This is a genomic window from Pseudomonas sp. 44 R 15 (assembly GCF_900004965.1).
In the GTDB taxonomy this organism is placed as follows: domain Bacteria; phylum Pseudomonadota; class Gammaproteobacteria; order Pseudomonadales; family Pseudomonadaceae; genus Aquipseudomonas; species Aquipseudomonas orientalis_A.
Window position 1 is genome coordinate 1 of the sequence record NZ_CVTU01000120.1, and the last position, 20,884, is coordinate 20,884.

Sequence of the window (20,884 nt, forward strand, 5' to 3'; positions counted from 1 at the left end):
CAAGCCTGCGTTCGGCCAGCGTGGTTTAACGGGGCGCCTGAGATCAAAAGCAGATCAAGAGCGACTCGCTTCGCATCGTGGTTACGGTTGGGCGCTGCTGAGTTGTGTAGATACCTATGCCCCGATAGCGGTATGTCAGCCAGCTTACCTGTGACTGATACACCGCCATCGGGGGCAAGCCCCCTCCCACATTGGACTCGACTTTACCCTCTAGATGTACACATACCTGTAACTATCGGTGCCATTTATGTGTGCAATCTTGCTTGAAGCGCACCAAAACGTAACACTTCCTTTCTAAAATTTTTTGCTCTCCCAGATCGATCCCCCTCCTCAATAAAATAAATAGCTGTTCGATCGGTCAATTTATATCGCTTTAAATTCAGCCATTTATTCCAACAACCAATAAAAACGAAATTAACCACGGTTTTCATAGATCCAAAGCTGGCACGCATGTGGCTTAAGAGTATTTACGCTTTGTATACAATAAATACAAAATCTACATACACTTTGCCATCTGCCGCATTGCTGCGGATGTGCTGGAGCCCGCCGGAATGCGTACTAGCCTCTCCCATGACGTCGCATTGGATCTGCCCTCCTCCGCTCTGAATCCCGAGGCCGCCAGCCCCGGCCCGCTGGTGCTCAGCCCACGCCTGCACAACAAGGACCTGGCGCCGACCAAGGCCGAAGGGCGTCGCTGGGGGCGCTACAGCATCTTTGCGCTGTGGACCAATGACGTGCACAACATCGCCAACTATTCATTCGCCATCGGCCTGTATGCATTGGGCCTGGGTGGCTGGCAGATTCTGCTGTCACTGGGGATAGGCGCGGCATTGGTGTACTTTTTCATGAACCTGTCGGGTTACATGGGCCAGAAGACCGGCGTGCCGTTCCCGGTAATCAGCCGTATCAGCTTCGGTATCCATGGCGCACAGATTCCGGCGTTGATCCGTGCGGTGATTGCGATTGCCTGGTTCGGTATCCAGACCTACCTGGCATCGGTGGTTTTCCGGGTGCTGCTGACGGCGATTCATCCAGGGTTTGCCGACTACGACCACAACTCGATTCTCGGCCTGTCATCGCTCGGCTGGGCGTGTTTCGTGGCGATCTGGCTGGTGCAATTGGTGATCCTTGCCTATGGCATGGAAATGGTACGTCGCTATGAAGGATTCGCCGGGCCGGTGATTCTGCTCACCGTGGCCTCGCTGGCCGGCTGGATGTACTTCCAGGCAGGCGGCCACATTGCCTGGTCGATCCGCGAACCGCTGAGCGGCGGCGAGATGTGGCGCAATATCTTTGCCGGAGGCGCACTGTGGTTGGCGATCTACGGCACGCTGATCCTCAACTTCTGCGACTTCGCACGCTCCTCGCCCTGCCGCAGGACGATCCAGGTGGGTAACTTCTGGGGCCTGCCGGTGAATATCCTGGTGTTCGCCGCCATCACCGTGCTGCTGTGCGGCGGGCAGTTCCAGCTCAACGGCCGAGTGATCGAAAGCCCGACCGAAATCATCGCCTCCATTCCCAATACCTTCTTTCTCGTGCTCGGCTGCCTGGCCTTCCTGATCGTCACGGTGGCGGTGAACATCATGGCCAACTTCGTCGCCCCGGCGTTCGTGTTGAGCAACCTGGCGCCCAAGTACCTGAACTTCCGTCGCGCCGGGTTGATCAGCGCTACCGTCGCGGTGTTGATCTTGCCGTGGAATCTCTACAACAGCCCGTTGGTGATCGTGTATTTCCTGTCCGGCCTGGGCGCACTGCTGGGGCCGTTGTACGGGGTGATCATGGTCGACTACTGGTTGATCCGCAAAAGCCAGGTGGATGTGCCGCAACTGTACAGCGAAGACGCGCAGGGGGTTTATTACTACAGCCGGGGCGTGAATCTGCGCGCGGTGGCGGCGTTCGTTCCGGCAGCGGTCATCGCGATCCTGCTGGCGTTGTTGCCCGGGTTTGCCAGCGTCTCGCCGTTTTCCTGGCTGTTTGGCGCCGGTATTGCAGGGTTGCTGTACCTGCTGATCGCCAAGCGCCAGCCGTTCTACGCCGATGTCAGCGGCGAAAGCATTGCCGTCGATAACGTCAGTCATTAAACAAGGACATTCCATGCGCATCCTCGTGGTCAACGTCAACACCACCGAATCCATCACCCAGACCATCGCTGAGCAGGCCAGAAGCGTGGCCTCGCCGGGCACCGAGATTGTGGGGCTGACCCCCTACTTCGGCGCCGAGTCGGTGGAGGGCAACTTTGAAAGCTACCTGGCCGCCATCGCCGTCATGGACCGCGTGATGGCCTACGATCAGCCGTTTGATGCGGTGATCCAGGCCGGATACGGCGAGCATGGCCGCGAAGGCTTGCAGGAGCTGCTCAACGTGCCGGTGGTGGATATCACCGAAGCCGCGGCCAGCACGGCGATGTTCCTGGGTCATGCCTACTCGGTGGTGACCACCCTGGACCGCACGGTGCCGCTGATCGAAGACCGGCTGAAACTCGCCGGCCTGTACCAGCGCTGCGCCTCGGTACGGGCCAGCGGCATGGCGGTGCTGGAGTTGGAAGAAAACCCGGTGGCGGCCATGGAAGCGATCGTGCGCCAGGCGGAACTGGCCATCCTTGAGGACAAGGCAGAAGTGATCTGCCTGGGCTGCGGCGGCATGGCCGGGCTGGACGAGCAGATTCGCCAGCGCACCGGGGTGCCGGTGGTGGATGGGGTGACGGCGGCGGTGACGATCGCTGAGTCGCTGGTGCGGTTGGGGTTGTCGACGTCCAAGGTCAGGACCTATGCGGCGCCAAGGCCGAAGAAAATCATCGGTTGGCCCGGCAAATTCGGCCACTGAAGATCAACGGTGGGAGTGGGCTTGCCCCCTCCCACACTTGGAATTCTGTTTACTTTGCGACCGCACTGAATCTGCGGCCCAATTGCTGCTCGGCGAACTGCTCAATCACAAAATCCACGAACGCCCGGGTCTTGCCGGGCAGCAACTTGTGCTCGGCGTAGTAGATGGAGATATTGCCGTCATCCACATACCAGTCCGGCAACACCCGCACCACCGCGCCGCTGTCGAGGAACGGCACGGCCATCGGCAGGCTGACCAGCGCAATGCCCAGGCCCTGGGCGCTGGCGCAGCAGGCGGCTTCGGAATCACTCATGGTCATGACGGGCTTGAGCAGCAGCGGGCTGTGCTCGCGCTCGCGGTGGGTCAGTTGCCATGAGCGCACCCGGCCTGTCTGCGGCGAGCGGATCAGGATGCCGTGGCAGCGCGACAAATCCTCGGGTGCATGCACTGCGGAGTGTTGCGCCAGATAAGCCGGCGACGCCACCAGCACCCGGTGCGCCGCGGTCAACGTGCGCGCCACCATGCCCTGGGGCAGTTCAAAGCCGCCGCCAATGGCGGCGTCGAAGCCCTGGCCGATCAAGTCCACCTGGCGGTTATCGAAGTGCCAATCCGGGCTGATCGCCGGAAAGCGCCGCATGAATTCACCCAGCAACGGCATCACATAGCGATTGCCGAATACCGTGCCCATGCTCACCTTCAGCGTGCCCACCGGTCGCCCCTCGGCGCTGGCCAGGTTGGCCACGGCGTTCTGAATCGTGGTAAGGCTCCCGCTGACTTCGCCCAGGAACAGCTTGCCGGCTTCGGTCAGGGTCAGGCGCCGGGTGCTGCGCTGAAACAGCCTGACGCCCAGGCGCGCTTCCAGCTTGGCCACGCTTTTACCGACCGCCGCCGGCGTCAGGCTGAGGTGTCGCGCAGCCTCGGCGAAGCTGCCGCCCTCGGCGCTGCGTACAAAGCATTCGATACTGCCAAAGCTCTCCATGACCCGCCACTCTAAACTTTTGGTTTACACAGACTATAGCAATCACGCTCTACCGGCCTGGTCCCGTGAGGCCGATACTCGGCTCATCAACTACGTGGAGATCGACATGACTACTGCAACCCTCACTGGCAAAGTCGCCTTGGTTCAAGGCGGTTCCCGTGGCATCGGCGCGGCCATCGTCAAGCGCCTGGCCGCGCAGGGCGCTGCCGTTGCCTTTACCTACGTCAGTTCGGCCGCCAAGGCGCAAGCCTTGCAGGACAGCGTGATCAGCGCAGGCGGCAAAGCCCTGGCAATCCACGCCGACAGCGCCGATGCCACAGCGATTCGCACGGCGGTCAACGCCACCGTCGAGGCCTTCGGGCGCCTGGATATCCTGGTGAACAACGCCGGCGTGCTGGCTATCGCCCCGCTGGAAGACTTCACGCTGGAAGATTTCGACCAGACCCTGGCGATCAACGTGCGCAGCGTCTTTATTGCCACCCAGGAAGCCGCCAAACATATGGTCGAAGGTGGCCGCGTGATCAATATCGGCAGCACCAACGCCGAGCGCATGCCGTTTGGCGGCGGTGGCCCGTACGCGATGAGCAAGGCGGCGCTGGTAGGGTTGACCAAGGGTTTGGCACGCGACCTGGGACCACGGGGGATTACCATCAACAACGTGCAACCGGGGCCGGTGGACACGGATATGAACCCGGCGAACAGTGAGTTTGCCGAGAGTTTGATCGGGTTGATGGCGGTGGGGCGCTATGGCCATGTGGAGGAGATTGCCAGTTTTGTGGCCTATCTTGCCGGGCCGGAAGCGGGCTATATCACCGGTGCCAGCCTGACCATCGATGGGGGGTTCAGCGCCTGAGGTTTTTACGACACTGCATAGGCTTGCCCTAATGCCGTCTGTAGGAGCGAGCTTGCTCGCGAAAAGCGTCAACGATAACGCGTGCTTTCTGAATGAACGCGGTGCCTATGAGTTCTTCGCGAGCAAGAGCTAGGCGCCCCCCTCGCTCCTACAGAGGGCGGTGTACGCTTACTGACTGGCAAGCTTCCTCCCACATTTTGCCCTGTGCTGAATCAGGACATGGGGGGCAAGCCATAGGCCGCCAGATCAAAGTCCGCCAGTTTGCGGATGATCTGGTCGGCATGCTGATATTTACTGTCGGCCATGGCTTCATCGGGCACGGCGATGGCGGTCATGTGCGCCGCTTTCGCCGCCGTCACGCCGAATGGCGAGTCCTCGAACACCAGGCAATCCCCAGGCGCCACGCCCAGGCGACGCGCAGCGGTGAGGAAGATATCCGGCGCAGGCTTGGCGGCGCCGACTTCCGGGTCGTCGGCAGTGACGATGGTGTCGAACAGGCCAAACCACTCGCGGTGCAACGTCGTCTTGTGGCCGAACGAGTTGCGCGACGAACTGGTGCCCACGGCAATCGGAATGTTATGCGCCTTTAAATGCCGCACCAGCGCCTCGGCGCCCGGCATGCCCAGGGCTTTGGGAAACCGCTCGCTCATCAACGGCTCGCGAATCTCCAGAAACTCGGCCGGTGTGATCGGCAAATCCAGCGCCTTGACGACATAGTCGGCCAGGTCCTGTGCACCGCGCCCGATGATGTGCTGCTTGACGCTCCAGTCATAGGTGCGGCCGTAGCGTTCGGCAATAATTTGCGTGACTTCGGTGTAGATGCCTTCGGTATCCAGCAACAACCCGTCCATATCGAAAATCACAGCCTTGATCGGGACAGCGGTACGCGGTGCGTTCATCACAACAGAAACCCCGGGGGGAAGACTAAAAGGATTCAGCACAATAGCGGGCCCGGCTGCCTGCGAGCAACCTTGGTGATGCCCCTTTAGAGCATTCATACCACGCAACAGTTTTACCGGCAGGCGTGCGCGGCGCCTGTCTAGAGTTTGTGAGTGAATAGAGATCCGCCTTCGACCATGCGCTGAAAATGCACCTTGCAAACCTTATAAAAGACTTATTAACCTCCAATGAATTCGATCCACTGGACCCGCAAATCGGTCAAACAACTGCTTCGGCTGCACACCTACCATCAGCAACAGGTACGCAATGCGGTGTCAGCGCTTGAGCGCATGCCGGATGCAGTCAACGTCAAGGCGTTGGTTAACCATCCACACGGCTATCGGTTGCGGGTGGGTAATTATCGCGTCCTTTTCGACTGGGACGGCGACATCCATGTGGTCAGCATTCAAGAGGTCAAGAAACGTGACGAACGAACCTACTGCCGTACAGATCATCCACAATATCGAGGGCAAGCCAGCCTTTGTGGTGATCCCCTATGAACATTACCTGGCCCGGCAAAACGACCCGAACCTGATTCCCCACGCTGTCGTCAGCCGCCTGGTAGAGGGAGCGACACCCATACGGGCCTGGCGCGAGCACTTGAACTTGACCCAGGATGAAGTTGCCAAGCGCCTGGGCATTTCACAATCGGCATTCGCCCAGCAAGAAGCGGTCACCAAACCACGTCGAACCACGCGGGAAAAAATCGCCAAGGCCCTTGGCATAAATGCCTGTCAACTTGAGTTATAACCTCATCCCCAAAGCCCGCGCCTTCGACGCCTTCAAAGCGAACCCAAGCATGTTCTATCGTCTAGCCGCCGACAGCCTGGTGCTGTTCCATTTATGCTTCATCCTGTTCGTGCTGTTCGGTAGCCTGCTGGTGCTCAAATGGCGACCGCTCATCTGGCTGCACCTGCCCGCAGCGGCCTGGGGCGTTGCCGTCGAGGTGTTTCACCTGCCCTGCCCGCTCACCCGCTGGGAAAACCTGTTGCGCTATTTGGCCGGACAAGACGGTTATGGCGCAGGCTTCATCGAACATTACATCCTCGCGCTGATCTACCCGGCCGGGCTCACGCCGCAGATCCAACTGGGCCTGGGTGCGCTGGTGCTGCTGGTCAATATTGCGCTGTATGGGCACCTGATCCGACGTTATCGACAGGCTTGAGACAGCCGCACTGGTGAAGAATCAGGCTCCCTCTGCCCCCTCGTAGACGCCGCCATGTCCGAAGCCTTCGAAGTCCCCAGCCCCCACGAAAAGCACCTCGAACACACCACCGAACAGGCCCACGGTCGAGGCGATACCTTTGCCAGTCGTATCGCGGTGATGACCGCCATCATGGCCACCGTCGGCGCCATGCTCAGCTACCAGGCCGGCTCCAGCGAAAGCGAGGCGGCGATGGACAAGAACAACGCCGCGATCATCAAGACCGAGGCCGCCAACCAGTGGAATTACTACCAGGCCAAGTCCAGCCGCCAGAACCTGGCGGAGCTGGCCACGCATATTCCCGGCGTGGATGCCGCCCACTACAACGATGAAATCCAGCGCTATAAAAGCCAGAAGGAAGAGGTGCGCAAACAAGCCGAGAAGCTTGAAGCCACCTCCCTGGAGTGGGACCGCAAATCCGAAGAAGCGCTGCACCAGCACCATCGCTGGGCCCAGGCGATGACGGCGATTCAGATCGCGATCTCACTGGCGGCGATTACCTTGCTCACGCGCAAGGAATGGCTCAAGCGCATGGCGTACACGGCCGGTGGCGTGGCCGTGGTACTCGGCAGCCTGGCGTGGCTGCATCTCTGACGGTGGGAGGGGGCTTGGCCTGGAACCAGTCTGTGTAGGAGCGAGCTTGCTCGCGAAAAACGTCAACGATAACGCGTGCTTTCTGAATGAACGCGGTGCCTGTGAGTTTTTCGCGAGCAAGCTCGCTCCTACAAAAAGCCTTAACTGACTGGCATTCGGGCTTGCCCCGATGGCGACCTGACTGTCATCACAAACCTTGGCTAGCTGATTTCAATCCGCCATATGAGCGTTTAAAGTGTCGCGCCTCGAGAATTGAGTCTCGAGATTCAGCCCATGGAGTTACGTGTGAAGTACGTCAGTAAAGTAGTTGCCGCAGCCGTTCTTGGTCTCACCCTGGCAGGTTGCACCGGCACCGCCATGAAAACCCAGCAATACGACGCCAGCCAATACACCGTGCTCGGCCACAGCGAAGCCAGCGCCACCGGCATCATGCTGCTGGGCGTTATCCCGATCGGCCAGAACAGCCGCTTCGTCCGCGCTCAGGATGCAGCCATCAAGGCCAAAGGCGGCGACGCGATGATCAACACCCAAATCCAGGAAAAATGGTTCTGGGCCTGGGTCCTCAATGGCTACACCACCAAGATCTCCGGTGATGTGATCAAGTTGAAAACCGCGCAATAAGTATCAGGTTGCCAGAGCGCTGAGCCTGGCAAGCGAGATAAGCTGCTCGACGGTAGCTGTGCGCGGGAGACCTTCGGGTCTGCCGGTTTTTCCGATTGTCCCGGTTCGCCAACCTGCGTACAGCTGCCACCTTTTGTTTGGCGACAAATGTGTGGCTGCTTTCCTCTGACAACCGGAGTTGCACATATGAACCACTACATAGCCCTCACCAACAACGACAGCGCCACCCCTGCTCTTTTTGTCGACACCACCGCCCCGCTGGAAATACTTCTCGACGCTGCAACCTAACGACTTCGCGCCGTTACCCAAGTCCTTGAGAACCTCGCACTACGCAGTGAGATCAGCAGCGATGCTGTCGTACTCAGCGATTTCGCACTGCTCTGCTCAATTCCGTTGCGCGACGGCTGCGATCTGCTGGACGTCATAGGGCGGCGAATGGACATGCCCTGCGCCTGACCTGAATCGCCAGATTTTCAAACCGCAGAAATAACGAAGCCCCTGATTTTTTCCCAGTATCAGGGGCTTGTTTACCTTTCAGGCGACCGCCGCACGCCTGGAGCGTTAAGGACCACCGATCTCCAGGGCACGCTCATCAAATCATGTACAACTCAAAAATCGTGTACAGTTTTTTTCGCTCATGACGATATAGATGGCAAGGTGCCATGGATAGGGCCCGCAACATCTACGAGTCCAATCTTCATGATTAATGTCTTCAAAATGCGCCGTGATCGTCGCGCTGTTCAACAATTGGTTGCTGCAATCACCCGCCGGGTACCTCCACAAGTAGACGGGTGCGCTGAACGCGCGGCTGTCCTCGATGCCTGGAAGGCTTTTGACTCCCTTGATCGCGACTCCCAGTCCCGTATCCATGCGCTTGAGCAGGAACTGGAGGCAGCCCGTGAGCTGCTTCGCGAAGCTGCGTCATCCGCGCATGCCCACGAGGTGCGGTTTGATCTTGTAAACCGCGCCTCCAGTGAAGGGCTCTGGGATATGGAGGTCGTCGCTGGCGACCCGGTGAATCCCAAAAATCGCTTTTGGTGGTCTCAGCAACTGCGAAACCTTCTGGGGTTTAACGATGAGCGCGATTTCCCAAATGTGTTAGCCAGCTGGGCCGACCGCCTGCATCCACAGGACAAGCAAGCCACCCTCGACGCTTTTGCCCGCCACTTGAACGATAAATCCGGGCACACACCGTATAAAGTGAAAAATCGCCTAGCCATGAAGGACGGTTCCTACCGTTGGTTCTATGCCCAGGGAGAGACCTTACGGGATGATCGGGGGATGCCTCTACGCGTCGCGGGTTCTCTGCGTGATATCCATGATCAGCTTGAGCGAGACCAGGAGCACGACGTCATCATCACCCGATTTGAACTGGCCAGGGAGATGCTCTCGGACGGTCTGTGGGATATGGAAGTCATCGCGGGAGACCCGGTCAATCCAAAGAACCCTTTCTGGTGGTCTCCGCAGTTCCGGCGGCTGCTTGGATTTGAAACGGTGGAGGAGTTCCCGGATGTCCTGGACAGCTGGGCATCCCGACTACACCCGGATGATAAGGAACAAAGCCTCGACGCATTTGGTGCTCATTTGAACGACCGATCGGGTAAAACGCCTTTTGATATCGAGTATCGCCTGAAGATGAAGAGCGGCGAGTATCGGTGGTTCAGAGCGCGAGGCCAGACCCGCCGCGACTCCAGCGGCTCACCCCTTCGGGTAGTAGGTGCCCTCGTGGACGTCCACTTGCAGCATGAGCAGGAGGCGCTGCGGCACACTGAGGTCAAGCACCAGCGGACGCTTGAGAACAACATCGCCCAATTGTCACAGATCGTCGGGACGATTCAGAGCATTGCCAACCAGACAAATCTGCTGGCACTGAACGCGGCGATTGAGGCCGCGCGCGCGGGCGAAGCGGGTCGCGGCTTTGCGGTCGTTGCAGACGAAGTGCGCAAGCTGGCAACGCGTACGACTGAAGCGACCGAACAAGCTGCCGGGATGATTGCTCGCTAAGTCCCGTCCTGGTGCCTGCTGTCTAATCCGCAGCAGGCATCCAACGGCCGTGAACGCGCGCGCTCATCCCCCTCCCGTATGACCGCATAGAACGGCGGCCGGAAGCGCTGGCCACATTGTCGAAACCTTTTGCTGACGGATACCTCAAAGGAAACGCGAAGAATCCCGGCGCGGCCTTTCCGTGCCAAGCGACAAGGAATACGCCGTGCTCGAACATCTTGATCTAAATGCGCTGATCGCTGGCTACGGCTACTGGGTAATCTTCCTGGGCTGCCTGCTCGAAGGCGAGACCGTTCTTATCCTGAGCGGAATGGCTGCGCACCAGGGCACTTTGCAAGTGCTGCAGGTGATCGGGTGGGCCACTGCAGGCGGGATACTCGGCGATCAACTGCTGTTTTGGACCGGACGTTATTCCGGGCAGCGCCTGCTGCCCAAACTCAAACGTCATCAGTCAGCCATCGAACGGGTAGAGAACCTTATCCATCGCTATCCGACGACCTCGGTATTCACCGTGCGCTTTCTCTACGGCATGCGCCTGGTGGGGCCCATCGTGATCGGTGCCAGTGGACTATCGCCTTGGAAGTTCGCCCTGATCAATGTGCCAAGTGCGGCAATCTGGGCCACCCTGTTCGTCGGCGCCGGCTATTGGGCCGGCGAAGCATTGCAGCATTTCTTTGGCGACCTGAAGCCGTATCGCCTGCCGATCTTCCTCGCGGTGGTAGCACTGGTGGTCTTGGCGGCAGTGGTGCGGTACTGGCGAAGACGATCCAGGGCGTCGCAGGGCTGAGGCGGCTCGTCCGGGTGTGTAGGCGCATAGCCGCCTGTATGTCTAGATAAAGCGCTACAGAGCCCGAATTGGGCAGATGGCGGAACAAAACCAGCAGGCACAAAAAAGCCCCGTAAAACGGGGCTTTTTCGTAACAATGTGGCGGTGAAGGAGAGATTCGAACTCTCGATACAATTTCTTGTATACACACTTTCCAGGCGTGCTCCTTAAGCCACTCGGACACTTCACCGTATCTCGGCAAACCAGTTCAGTCTGTCGAGGCGCGCTAATGTAGTCGAAAGCCTTTCTGATGGCAAAGGTTTTTTTCAGAATTTTCATGCGGTTAGACGGTTATGCCGGAACGGGGTCTACGGGCGATGGCGATTGTGCCAATCTCGGGCATGGATTGGGATGGTCTACGCTGGCTGTGGTGCCCTGCTTCAGGCGCTCTACTGCCGGGTGTCACGCGAAAGCCTGACTGGGCAGTCAGTCACGGCGCTTTACCCGCGCGGGCGCGCTGGGTAACGTTTGCTGCATTCTTCTATAACAAGCCCTATAAGGAACCGCGTCATGAGTGAGTTGATTGCCTACCACCTCGAAGACGGTATCGCGACCCTGACCCTGAGCAACGGCAAGGTGAATGCCATTTCTCCGGCAGTGGTCAGTGCGTTCAATGCGGCGCTGGATCAGGCGGAGCAGGATCGGGCAGTGGTGGTCATCACGGGCACGCCGGGCATTCTGTCGGGTGGTTATGATTTGAAAGTGATGACGGCCGGCCCTAAAGAAGCCATCGGCCTGGTGACGTCCGGCTCGACGCTGGCGCGTCGCCTGTTGTCGCATCCGTTCCCGGTGATCGTGGCATGCCCTGGGCATGCGGTGGCCAAGGGCGCGTTCCTGCTGTTGTCGGCGGATTATCGGATTGGCGTTGAGGGCCCGTTCAGCATCGGCCTGAATGAAGTGGCGATCGGCATGACCATGCACCACGCCGGTATCGAGTTGGCGCGGGATCGTCTGCGCAAGTCGGCGTTTCATCGCTCGGTGATCAATGCCGAAATGTTTGACCCGCAAGGCGCCTTGCAGGCGGGCTTCCTCGACAAGGTGGTGGCGCCGGAAGAATTGCACGCGGCGGCATTGGAAGCGGCGCGGCAGTTGAAGAAGATCAATATGAATGCGCACAAGCAGACCAAGCTGAAGGTGCGCAAGGCGCTGCTGGAGGCGCTGGACGATGCAATTATCCAGGATCAAGGTCATGTGCTGATGTAATACCTGAACCTGCTGTGCCAAAGCCCGACCTCGAGTCGTAATGCTGTTCAGTTAAGCGTACATCGCCCTCTGTAGGAGCGAGCTTGCTCGCGAAAAACGTCAACGATAACGCGTGTTTCCTGATTGAACGCGGCGCCTGTGGTTTTTCGCGAGCAAGCTCGCTCCTACAAAAAGCCTTAACTGAACGACATTACGACCTTGAGTCGGGCTTTTTCTTACAGCCAAAGCCGAAACAGCCTGCGCCGCTCTAGACAGGCTTTATCGGCCCATGTTGAAACATGCGCTTAAACATCGCCTATCTCCTACGTCTTTAGGGGCAATTGCCGAATACAGTGCACATCCGTACACTGCGCCACCTTTTGTTTCGATGGGCCGTGTCGATGCTTTTTCTGTTACGTATGTTGTTGATGGGCCTGCACTTTATGCTCGCCGGGATAGTGGGCGTGCTTATAGGGATATGCCGCCCGTTCAATCCCGACAACAGTCGCCTCTGCGCCCGCCTCTATGCACTGCCCGCCATGTGGATACTGCGCTTGAAGGTAAGGACGGAGGTCGACTCGCTGCGCAACAAGCCCGGCACCTGCGTGGTGATCGCCAACCACCAGTCCAATTATGATCTGTTCGTGCTCGGCACCGTGGTGCCGCATCGCACGGTATGCATTGCCAAGAAAAGCCTGAAGTGGGTGCCGTTGTTCGGCCAGTTGTTCTGGCTGGCCGGCAATGTGCTGATCGACCGCGGCAATGCGCACAAGGCACGCCGTGCCATGCTCACCACGACCCGCACCCTGCAGCATGAAGACACGTCCATCTGGGTATTTCCGGAAGGCACGCGCAACCTCGGCAAAGGTCTGTTGCCGTTCAAAAAAGGCGCGTTCCATATGGCGATTGCGGCCGGTGTGCCGATCGTGCAGGTGTGTGTCAGTAACTATGTCACGCATATGCGCCTTAATCGCTGGAACAGTGGCGAGGTGCTCATACGTTCGTTGGCGCCGATTCCTACTGTGGGGATGACGGCGGACGACGTTCCGACGCTGATGCAGGCGTGCCAGGCGCAGATGGATGCGTGCATTGCGCAGATGGATCGCGAACTGAAAGGCACTTGAACGCCTGCGCCGTGCGGACGACGCGGAGCGTCACGGGAGGCATTCCCACGCAGAGCGTGGGAACGATCACTTCAGGGAACGCCATTCACGCTAAGCTGCCCAACACCTGTCCTCCAGATAAGAAGTGATCAGCACCATGGGTAGAGTCGTTGCCGCCGCCGTCTACAGCGCCGGAAAGAAAGTCACGGATATCACCCTCGACGAAGGTGCGGCCTGGGCCGCCAAACCCGGCCACTTTGTGTGGATCGGCCTGGAAGAACCCAGCGCCCAGGAACTGACCAACCTGCAGCACCAGTTCAACCTGCATGAACTGGCGATCGAAGACGCCATGGAAAAACACAGTCGCCCGAAGCTGGAAACCTTCGGCGACGCGCTGTTTATCGTCACCTACTCACCGGTGCGCGAGAACGGCAAGCTGGAGTTTATCGAGACCCATATCTTCGCCGGCAATGGCTACATCATCACCGCCCGCAACGGGCATTCGGCGTCCTACGGTTTTGTGCGCCAGCGCTGTGAGGCACGTCCGTTGTTGCTGGAGCATGGGGAAGATTTCGTACTCTATGCCTTGCTGGATTTCGTCACCGAGAACTACCAGCCAGTCAGCGAAGCGATCCACGCCGAGATCGATGAACTGGAGCGCAATGTGCTGTGCAGTTCCCTGAGCGAGCGCGATATCCAGAACCTCCACGGCCTGCGCCGCGACGTGCTGCGGCTCAAGCGCTATGTGGCGCCGATGGTGGAGATCAGCCAGGAGTTGCAGAAGCTGAGCTTTCCGTTTATCGACAAGAACATGCGCCCGTATTTCCGTGACGTGCAGATCCACGTCACGCGGCAGATGGAGGACTTGACGACTCTGCGCGACATTGCCAGCCAGACCATCGAGCTCGGCGTGCTGCTGGAGGCCTCGCGCCAGAGTGTGGTGCAGCGCAAGTTCGCCGCCTGGGCGGCGATCCTCGCGTTCCCCACGGCGGTGGCGGGGATTTATGGGATGAATTTCCAGAACATGCCCGAGCTGCAATGGCACTACGGCTACTTTGCAGTGCTCGGGTTTATTGCGGTGGGCTGCACCAGCCTGTGGGCGAGCTTCAAACGGTCGGGTTGGCTTTAGGTTTGTGCGCCACAAAGCGCATCATCCATTCCGCCACGGTCGCACCGTGGTGGTCGCGCTCAAGGCTGGCCACGCCGTTGGTGTAGACCTTTTCGCCCAGGGTTGTCTGAAGAATCTCAAGCAGTTCGCGGGAATAGTCCTGCACGAATTCCGGGTGGCCCTGGAAGCACAATACCTGGTCGCCAATGTGATACGCCGCGATGGGGCAAAACTCACTCGAGGCGATGACTGTGGCATTTTCCGGCAAGGTGGTGACTTGGTCCTGATGGCTGATCAACAGCGTCAGTTCCGGTACTTCCGGGCTCATCCAGGGCGCCTTGGCATCGAGCTTGTAATCGTGGATGCCCATGCCCCAGCCCTGGCTGGCGCGTTCGGTCTTGCCGCCGAGCAGCAACGCCAGCAACTGGTGGCCGAAGCAGATACCCAACAGCTTGTCGCCGCGCTCATAGCGCTTTAGCACGTAGGTCTTGAGGGTCTGAATCCATGGGTCGGTGCCGAACGAGTCGGCCTTGCTGCCGGTAATCAGGTACGCGTCAAACACTTCGTCATCCGGCGGGTATTCACCCTGCACCACGTTGTACACCACAAACTCGGCGGCAATCGGCTGCTTGGCGAACAGGCGCTTGAACATCTGCCCGTAGCCTTGGTACTGATCGATCAGGCCCGGACGCAGGATATCGGTTTCCAGGATGCAGACGCGTAGCGACATAAAAAATACCTGACACGGCGATGGGAATATTGAACACCCCAGAGCGTGCCTTGAAAGGTATCTGCAAAGCAAGCCCCTGGTTGATCAGCAAAAGGTTGCGCCTTGTGCCGCTTTCTCCAGCAACAACGCCGGTGGCGCGAAACGCTCCCCGTACTGCTCGGCCAAATAGCGCGCCCGGGCGATAAAGTCGTCCAGGCCGTACTGATTGATAAACTGCAGCGCGCCGCCACTCCAGGCCGCGAAGCCAATGCCGAAGATCGAACCGATATTGGCGTCGGCGGTGGACATCAACACGCCCTCCTCCACACAGCGCACGGTTTCGATGGCCTGGATAAACAACAAGCGATCGCGCACGTCCTGGGGCGAAATCTGTTTATCGGGCTGTTCGAACCGCGTCTTGAGTTCGGGCCACAGGCGCTTCCGGGCGCCTGCCGGATAGTCATAGAAACCGCCACCCGCAGCTTTGCCCGTGCGCTTATGGTCGTTGACCAGCAGATCGATCACCGCCGTCGCCGGATGGGTCGGCGCTGCCTTGCCCTGCGCTTGCAGGTCCTTGGCGGTTTGCTGTCGGATATGGCTCATGAGGCTCAGGGACACTTCATCAGACACCGCCAGCGGCCCTACCGGCATACCGGCTTTGCGCGCTTCGGTCTCGATCATCGGCGCGGCCACGCCTTCGCCGAGCATGGCGATGCCTTCGTTGGTGAATGTGCCGAATACCCGCGAGGTGAAGAAGCCGCGGCTGTCGTTGACCACAATCGGGGTTTTCTTGATTTGCAGTACGAAGTCGAAACCCCGAGCCAGGGTTTCGTCGCTGGTGTGGGCGCCCTTGATGATTTCCACCAGGGGCATCTTGTCCACCGGGCTGAAGAAATGCAGGCCGATGAATTTGCCAGGATCGGGCACCGCACTCGCCAGGCCGCTGATGGGTAATGTCGAGGTGTTGGAGGCAATCACCGCGTCTGCACCGACCACGCGTTGTGCGGCGGCCGATACCCTGGCCTTGAGTTCGCGGTCTTCGAACACCGCTTCGATCACCCAATCACAGCCGGCCAGGTCAGCGTCATCCTGTGCAGGGTGAATCCGCGCCAGGATGGTTTCCCGCTGCTCGGCGGTCAGTTGCCCACGGCTGACTTTCTTGTCCAGCAACGCCGCCGAATGGGCCTTGCCCTTCTCGGCAGTGGCCAGGCTGATGTCCTTGAGCACCACGTCAACGCCCGCACAGGCACTGACGTAAGCAATGCCCGCCCCCATCATGCCGGCGCCGAGTACGCCGACCTTGCGCGTCACATACCGCGCAAAACCTTGTGGTCGCGAGCGGCCGGCGTTGATTTCATTGAGCTGGAACCAGAACGTGCCGATCATGTTTTTCGCCACCTGACCGGTCACCAGCTCGGTGAAATAGCGGGTTTCGATCAGGTGTGCGGTGTCGAAATCCACCTGTGCGCCTTCCACGGCGGCGCAGAGGATTTTCTCCGGTGCCGGGAAACAGCCCTGGGTCTTGCTGCGCAGAATCGACGGCGCAATGGCCAGCATCTGCGCGACTTTCGGGTTCGACGGGGTGCCCCCGGGAATCTGGTAGCCCTTGTTGTCCCACGGCTGCCTGGCCTGCGGATTCGCCAGGATCCAGGCGCGCGACTTGGCCAGCAGCTCGTCGCGATCTGCCGCCACGTCATCGATCAGGCCCGCCTGCAATGCCTGCGCCGGCCGCACTTTCTGGCCTTCCAGCAGATACGGCAGGGCTTTTTCCAGGCCCAGCAAACGCACCATGCGCACCACCCCGCCGCCACCCGGCAACAGGCCCAGGGTGACTTCCGGCAAGCCGAGCTGCACGGACGTGTCGTCCAGCGCGATGCGGTGATGACAGGCCAGGCAAATCTCCCAGCCACCGCCAAGGGCCGCGCCGTTGATCGCGGCCACCACCGGCTTGCCGAGGGTCTCGAGGCTGCGCAGTTGGGCCTTCAACACGCCTACGTCGGCGTAGAACGCCTTGGCGTGGGCTTTGTCGACCTGGATCAGCTCATTGAGGTCGCCACCGGCAAAAAAGGTTTTCTTGGCCGAGGTGATGATCACCCCGGCCAGGGTGTCCTTTTCCGCCTCCAGGCGCGCAATGGTGGCCGCCATCGCCTCACGGTAGGCCGCGTTCATGGTGTTGGCGCTTTGGCCGGGCATGTCGAGGGTCAGCACCACGATCTGGTCCTGGCCTTTTTCGTAACGAATGGCGTCGGTCATGACAGTGTCCTTGGGCTCAAAGGCGTTCGATGATGGTGGCGATACCCATGCCACCGCCGACACACAGGGTGGCCAGGCCGTAGCGCTGCCGACGCACCTCCAGCTCGTCGAGCAAGGTGCCGAGGATCGCGCAGCCGGTGGCGCCCAAGGGGTGGCCCATGGCGATCGAGCCGCCGTTGACATTGACGCGGGCGGCGTCGATGCCCATGTCCTTGATGAATTTGAGCACGACCGACGCAAACGCTTCGTTGACCTCGAACAGGTCGATGTCCTCAACGCGCAGGCCGGCCTTGGCCAGCGCCTTGCGGGTGGCCGGTGCAGGGCCGGTGAGCATGATGGTCGGGTCGGTGCTGGTGACGGCCGTGGCGACAATGCGCGCCCGTGGTTGCAGGCCCAGTTCGCGGCCCTTGGCCTCGGAGCCGAGCAACATCAACGCGGCGCCATCCACGATGCCGGAGCTGTTGCCCGGCGTGTGCACATGGTCGATGCGTTCCACATGGCTGTAGACCCGCAGCGCGGTAGCGTCAAAGCCCATCTGGCCGATCATTTCGAAGCTGGGCTTGAGCTTGCCCAGGCCCTCGAGGGTTGAGTCGCCGCGAATGAATTCGTCATGGTCCAGCAGCACGATGCCGTTCTGGTCCTGCACCGCGATCAGCGACTTGTTGAAGGAACCGTCTGCCCGCGCCCTGGCGGCTTTCTGCTGCGACTGTAGGGCAAAGGCGTCCACGTCCCGGCGGGTGAAGCCTTCCAGGGTAGCGATCAGGTCGGCACCAATGCCCTGAGGCGTGAAGTGGCTGTGCAGGTTGGTTTGCGGGTCGAGTACCCAGGCGCCACCGTCGCTGCCCATCGGCACGCGGGACATGGATTCGACGCCGCCGACCACCACCAGGTCTTCAAATCCGGAGCGTACTTTCATTGCCCCCAGGTTTACCGCCTCCAGGCCCGAGGCGCAGAAGCGGTTGATCTGCACGCCGGCGACGCTGACGTCCCAGTCCGCGACCAGCGCGGCGGTCTTGGCGATATCGGCTCCCTGATCGCCCACCGGGGTGACGCACCCGAGGACGATGTCATCCACTTGGCGGGTGTCGAGGTCGCAACGCTGCGCCAGCGCGGTGAGCAGGCCGGCGACAAGGTTTACCGGCTTGACGCTGTGCAGGGCACCGTCGGCCTTGCCCTTGCCACGGGGCGTGCGTATCGCATCAAAGATCAGAGCTTGGGTCATGATGTCCTCGAACCACAGTGGGCGTATGCCCTTACCTTAGGCCCGATTGACACGGTTTCAATGACGGATGCGCTCATTGCTTTTGACCCCCTCGCTCGGACGAACGGTAGGCAGCTATGGGAAACCCCGGGTTAATCGTTTTAGCTGTCTAGCCTTGGGGTTGGCGCCAAGATGGCACTAGGCCTCATGCCGTTTTAAGCAGAAAACGTGATGAGTTGATATGAAATGGATCTAAGCGCCGAAGAACGAGGGCTCTAAGGTTGAATCTGTAAGAAGCTGCTGCCGGGTTTTGCTGGAGCCGCTGTAAGAAAAATGTCACGCCAGATCGCGATACTTGAGTAACAGGCACGCATTTGACGCTCAGGAATAACAACAAAAGGCAGTCAGCCATGTTCAAACATTCGAAAGTACGTCAGGCGGGACTTATTCTGTTCGCCACCACACTGATTCTGATCTTGCCCAACTTAACCAAGGTTATCGGGTGACGACGCGAGCGACCTGTTGCGCGCACCCACAGCATCGGCACTGCAGCTTTTGGCAGCACCTGCCGGGACATTGCGAATAGCGGTCCCGTTGCGGGGGCTGTCTTTTTACGTGCGGATTTGCGCTATCGTGCGTTTTCCGCCACTGCGAACCCGGGCTATCCCTTGAAATCGATCCTCGCCTTCGTTGCCCTGCTGCTGGCCCTGCCCGCCTGGGCCGCGCAATTGACCGTTGAACTGGACCACGCCAGCAAGACCTGGCAGACCTCGGACCTGCTCAAGCACCCCGACGCGCAGACGGTGCAGGTTGTCGATGATGTTTCCTACAAGCGCACCATGACCTATCGCGCAGTGCCTTTGGCGGTTCTCCTAAAGGGCCTGAACCCTGCGAGCCATCTGCAAGCGGTCGCCCTTGACGGTTTTGCCGCTGAACTCGCCGCCGCGCCCCTGCTGCAAAAAAACGGCGCCCGCGCCTGGCTGGCGGTGGAAGACCCGGCCCATCCCTGGCCCGCACTGACGCCAGGCAAACCGAGCGCCGGGCCGTTCTACCTGGTGTGGACCGACCCGCAGGCAGGGCATGTCAGCCCGGAGCAGTGGCCCTTCCAGATCTCCAGGATCAAGCAATTACAGACGGTCGCCGAGCGCTTCCCCGCCTTGTTACCCGACCCGACGTTGCCGGCGGATGACCCGGTCAATCAAGGCTTTGCGCTGTTTCAGAAAAACTGCCTGGCCTGCCACCGCCTTAATGGTGCAGGTGATGCACAGGTGGGGCCGGATCTGAATATTCCCTACAACCCCACTGAATATTTCAGCGGCGATTTCCTCAAGCGGTACATTCGCGACCCACAAAGCCTGAGGCACTGGCCGCAGGCGAAGATGCCGGCGTTTGCGGTCAGTGTGTTGCCGGACAACGAGTTGGATCTGCTGGTGGGGTACTTGCGGCATATGGCGGGGCGCAAGCAGATGCCTTGAGGCTCGCGTAGGTGCATTGCCCTAATACCCGTTGTAGGAGCGAGCTTGCTCGCGAAAAATGTCAACGATAACGCGTGCTTTCTGAATGAGCGCGGTGCCTGTGAGTTTTTCGCGAGCAAGCTCGCTCCTACAGACGGTATCAGGGCAATCCCCTTCCCACATTTTCGAACTGCATTTGGTCTTCAGATTATTGCTGTTGCACGGAAATCACCGGGCTCGGCGCCACGAACACCTTGGCATGCATTTGCTCATGCCCGCCCCCACGGCGCATGCCGCGCACCGGGCAGGCATCCAGATAGTCCAGGCCCACGGCCAGCTTCAAGTGCCGCTCCGGCCGGGCCAACTGGTTGGTCACATCAAAACTGTACCAGGCGTCGTCCAGCCAGGCTTCGGCCCAGGCATGGCTGGCCAGGTGTGTAGTGTCTTCGGTGTACAAATACCCTGATACATACCGCGCCGGAATGCCCAGGCTGCGCGCGCAGGCCAGGAACGCATGGGTATGGTCCTGGCAGACGCCCGCGTGGCCGGCGAAGGCTTCCGCCGCGCAGGTGTCGACCTGGGTGGCGCCCGGCGTGTAGCGCATCGATTGGTTCAAGGCCTGCATCAGGTCGATCAGGGCCGTGCGGTCACGCCGCTGGTGGCAGTGCTGCCGGGCAAAACCGCGCAGGGCTTCGTCGGGTTCGGTCAGGCGCGTGCCGCGCAGGAACGGAAAGGCCGACTGGCTCTCATGTTCAGCCTCGCGCAGCTCGTCGATATCCACCTGGCCACGGGCGCCGATAATGATGGAGTCGTGAGGTTCGTCCAGCGTCAGCACATGCAGGATGTTGCCGAACGGGTCCACCTGCGCCCGCACAGGGCGCGGCAGGTCAAGCTGCCAGCTGAGCACGTGCTGGCGCTCGCTGTCGTGGGGCGTCAGGCGCAGATACTGGATGCTGGCGCGCACCTGGTCTTCGTAGCGGTAGGTGGTTTCGTGGCTGATGGAGAGTCTCATGCCGCCTCCAGGGGGGAAC

General features: G+C 60.0%; 18 protein-coding genes, 1 tRNA gene and 4 pseudogenes. 16 read left to right on the plus strand and 7 right to left on the minus strand.

Annotated elements, in window-relative coordinates; all coding sequences use genetic code 11:
- The first annotated feature begins 551 nt into the window (after window positions 1-551).
- Both BFP93_RS25820 and BFP93_RS25825 read left to right on the plus strand, forming a co-directional pair.
- The gene (locus BFP93_RS25820) at window positions 552-2,081 is read left to right on the plus strand and encodes an NCS1 family nucleobase:cation symporter-1 (RefSeq protein ID WP_065895442.1); all 1,530 of its coding nucleotides are present in this window, start codon (window positions 552-554) and stop codon (window positions 2,079-2,081) included.
- Between the two features lie 13 nt (window positions 2,082-2,094).
- Window positions 2,095-2,823: an aspartate/glutamate racemase family protein gene (locus tag BFP93_RS25825; protein ID WP_065895443.1), complete on the plus strand. Its 729-nt coding sequence runs from the start codon at window positions 2,095-2,097 to the stop codon at window positions 2,821-2,823.
- 49 nt (window positions 2,824-2,872) lie between these two features.
- Here the strand turns inward: BFP93_RS25825 and BFP93_RS25830 are convergent, their stop codons facing one another.
- The gene (locus tag BFP93_RS25830) at window positions 2,873-3,802 is read right to left on the minus strand and encodes a LysR family transcriptional regulator (RefSeq protein WP_065895444.1); all 930 of its coding nucleotides are present in this window, start codon (window positions 3,800-3,802) and stop codon (window positions 2,873-2,875) included.
- A 106-nt stretch (window positions 3,803-3,908) separates the two neighbouring features.
- Between BFP93_RS25830 and BFP93_RS25835 the strand changes: the two genes are divergently transcribed.
- The gene (locus BFP93_RS25835) at window positions 3,909-4,655 is read left to right on the plus strand and encodes a 3-oxoacyl-ACP reductase family protein (RefSeq protein WP_065895445.1); all 747 of its coding nucleotides are present in this window, start codon (window positions 3,909-3,911) and stop codon (window positions 4,653-4,655) included.
- A 212-nt stretch (window positions 4,656-4,867) separates the two neighbouring features.
- Here the strand turns inward: BFP93_RS25835 and BFP93_RS25840 are convergent, their stop codons facing one another.
- Window positions 4,868-5,554, minus strand: a complete 687-nt coding sequence (locus tag BFP93_RS25840; protein ID WP_065895446.1) for an HAD-IA family hydrolase — start codon at window positions 5,552-5,554, stop codon at window positions 4,868-4,870.
- Between the two features lie 228 nt (window positions 5,555-5,782).
- Between BFP93_RS25840 and BFP93_RS27995 the strand changes: the two are divergent.
- From BFP93_RS27995 to BFP93_RS25875, 9 genes and pseudogenes are all read left to right on the plus strand, one after another.
- A pseudogene (locus tag BFP93_RS27995) lies at window positions 5,783-6,034 on the plus strand (type II toxin-antitoxin system RelE/ParE family toxin); the annotation flags it as partial.
- Entirely contained in the window at window positions 5,988-6,344 is a 357-nt protein-coding gene (locus BFP93_RS25845) for a helix-turn-helix domain-containing protein (protein WP_065895447.1), read from the plus strand. The pseudogene BFP93_RS27995 and the gene BFP93_RS25845, both read left to right, overlap by 47 nt.
- Before the next feature lie 49 nt (window positions 6,345-6,393).
- The gene (locus BFP93_RS25850; protein WP_065895468.1) at window positions 6,394-6,759 is read left to right on the plus strand and encodes a DUF2784 domain-containing protein; all 366 of its coding nucleotides are present in this window, start codon (window positions 6,394-6,396) and stop codon (window positions 6,757-6,759) included.
- A gap of 54 nt (window positions 6,760-6,813) precedes the next feature.
- On the plus strand, window positions 6,814-7,392 hold the full coding sequence (locus BFP93_RS25855) for a DUF4337 domain-containing protein (protein WP_065895448.1): 579 nt from the start codon (window positions 6,814-6,816) through the stop codon (window positions 7,390-7,392).
- 285 nt (window positions 7,393-7,677) lie between these two features.
- Window positions 7,678-8,013, plus strand: a complete 336-nt coding sequence (locus BFP93_RS25860; protein WP_057721162.1) for a hypothetical protein — start codon at window positions 7,678-7,680, stop codon at window positions 8,011-8,013.
- A 186-nt stretch (window positions 8,014-8,199) separates the two neighbouring features.
- Window positions 8,200-8,469 (plus strand): annotated as a pseudogene (locus tag BFP93_RS25865) (short-chain dehydrogenase).
- A gap of 534 nt (window positions 8,470-9,003) precedes the next feature.
- Window positions 9,004-9,735 (plus strand): annotated as a pseudogene (locus BFP93_RS29785) (PAS domain-containing protein); the annotation flags it as partial.
- Between the two features lie 36 nt (window positions 9,736-9,771).
- Window positions 9,772-10,008 (plus strand): annotated as a pseudogene (locus BFP93_RS29790) (methyl-accepting chemotaxis protein); the annotation flags it as partial.
- Between the two features lie 214 nt (window positions 10,009-10,222).
- The gene (locus BFP93_RS25875; RefSeq protein ID WP_065895450.1) at window positions 10,223-10,804 is read left to right on the plus strand and encodes a DedA family protein; all 582 of its coding nucleotides are present in this window, start codon (window positions 10,223-10,225) and stop codon (window positions 10,802-10,804) included.
- 139 nt (window positions 10,805-10,943) lie between these two features.
- Here BFP93_RS25875 and BFP93_RS25880 read toward each other — a convergent pair.
- Window positions 10,944-11,033: transfer RNA gene (locus BFP93_RS25880), tRNA-Ser, on the minus strand.
- Window positions 11,034-11,353: 320 nt separating this feature from the next.
- Here BFP93_RS25880 and BFP93_RS25885 point away from each other — a divergent pair.
- From BFP93_RS25885 to BFP93_RS25895, 3 genes are all read left to right on the plus strand, one after another.
- Window positions 11,354-12,046 (plus strand): crotonase/enoyl-CoA hydratase family protein, encoded by a 693-nt coding sequence (locus BFP93_RS25885; protein ID WP_065895451.1) that lies wholly within the window; start codon window positions 11,354-11,356, stop codon window positions 12,044-12,046.
- 380 nt (window positions 12,047-12,426) lie between these two features.
- Window positions 12,427-13,149, plus strand: a complete 723-nt coding sequence (locus BFP93_RS25890) for a lysophospholipid acyltransferase family protein (protein ID WP_065895452.1) — start codon at window positions 12,427-12,429, stop codon at window positions 13,147-13,149.
- Window positions 13,150-13,285: 136 nt separating this feature from the next.
- On the plus strand, window positions 13,286-14,257 hold the full coding sequence (locus BFP93_RS25895; RefSeq protein ID WP_065895469.1) for a magnesium and cobalt transport protein CorA: 972 nt from the start codon (window positions 13,286-13,288) through the stop codon (window positions 14,255-14,257).
- Here BFP93_RS25895 and BFP93_RS25900 read toward each other — a convergent pair.
- The 3 genes from BFP93_RS25900 to BFP93_RS25910 form a co-directional block, all read right to left on the minus strand.
- Entirely contained in the window at window positions 14,235-14,966 is a 732-nt protein-coding gene (locus BFP93_RS25900) for an amidotransferase (RefSeq protein WP_065895453.1), read from the minus strand. The two genes, BFP93_RS25895 and BFP93_RS25900, sit on opposite strands and share 23 nt — an antisense overlap.
- A gap of 84 nt (window positions 14,967-15,050) precedes the next feature.
- The gene (locus tag BFP93_RS25905; RefSeq protein ID WP_065895454.1) at window positions 15,051-17,198 is read right to left on the minus strand and encodes a 3-hydroxyacyl-CoA dehydrogenase NAD-binding domain-containing protein; all 2,148 of its coding nucleotides are present in this window, start codon (window positions 17,196-17,198) and stop codon (window positions 15,051-15,053) included.
- A 16-nt stretch (window positions 17,199-17,214) separates the two neighbouring features.
- Window positions 17,215-18,420, minus strand: a complete 1,206-nt coding sequence (locus BFP93_RS25910) for an acetyl-CoA C-acetyltransferase (RefSeq protein ID WP_065895455.1) — start codon at window positions 18,418-18,420, stop codon at window positions 17,215-17,217.
- A 647-nt stretch (window positions 18,421-19,067) separates the two neighbouring features.
- Here BFP93_RS25910 and BFP93_RS25915 point away from each other — a divergent pair.
- On the plus strand, window positions 19,068-19,874 hold the full coding sequence (locus BFP93_RS25915) for a c-type cytochrome (RefSeq protein WP_065895470.1): 807 nt from the start codon (window positions 19,068-19,070) through the stop codon (window positions 19,872-19,874).
- Window positions 19,875-20,061: 187 nt separating this feature from the next.
- On the opposite strand, the gene BFP93_RS25920 is transcribed toward BFP93_RS25915, so the two are convergent.
- Window positions 20,062-20,865, minus strand: coding sequence for a transglutaminase family protein (locus BFP93_RS25920; protein ID WP_065895456.1), 804 nt, complete (start codon window positions 20,863-20,865; stop codon window positions 20,062-20,064).
- Between the last annotated feature and the right edge of the window lie 19 nt (window positions 20,866-20,884).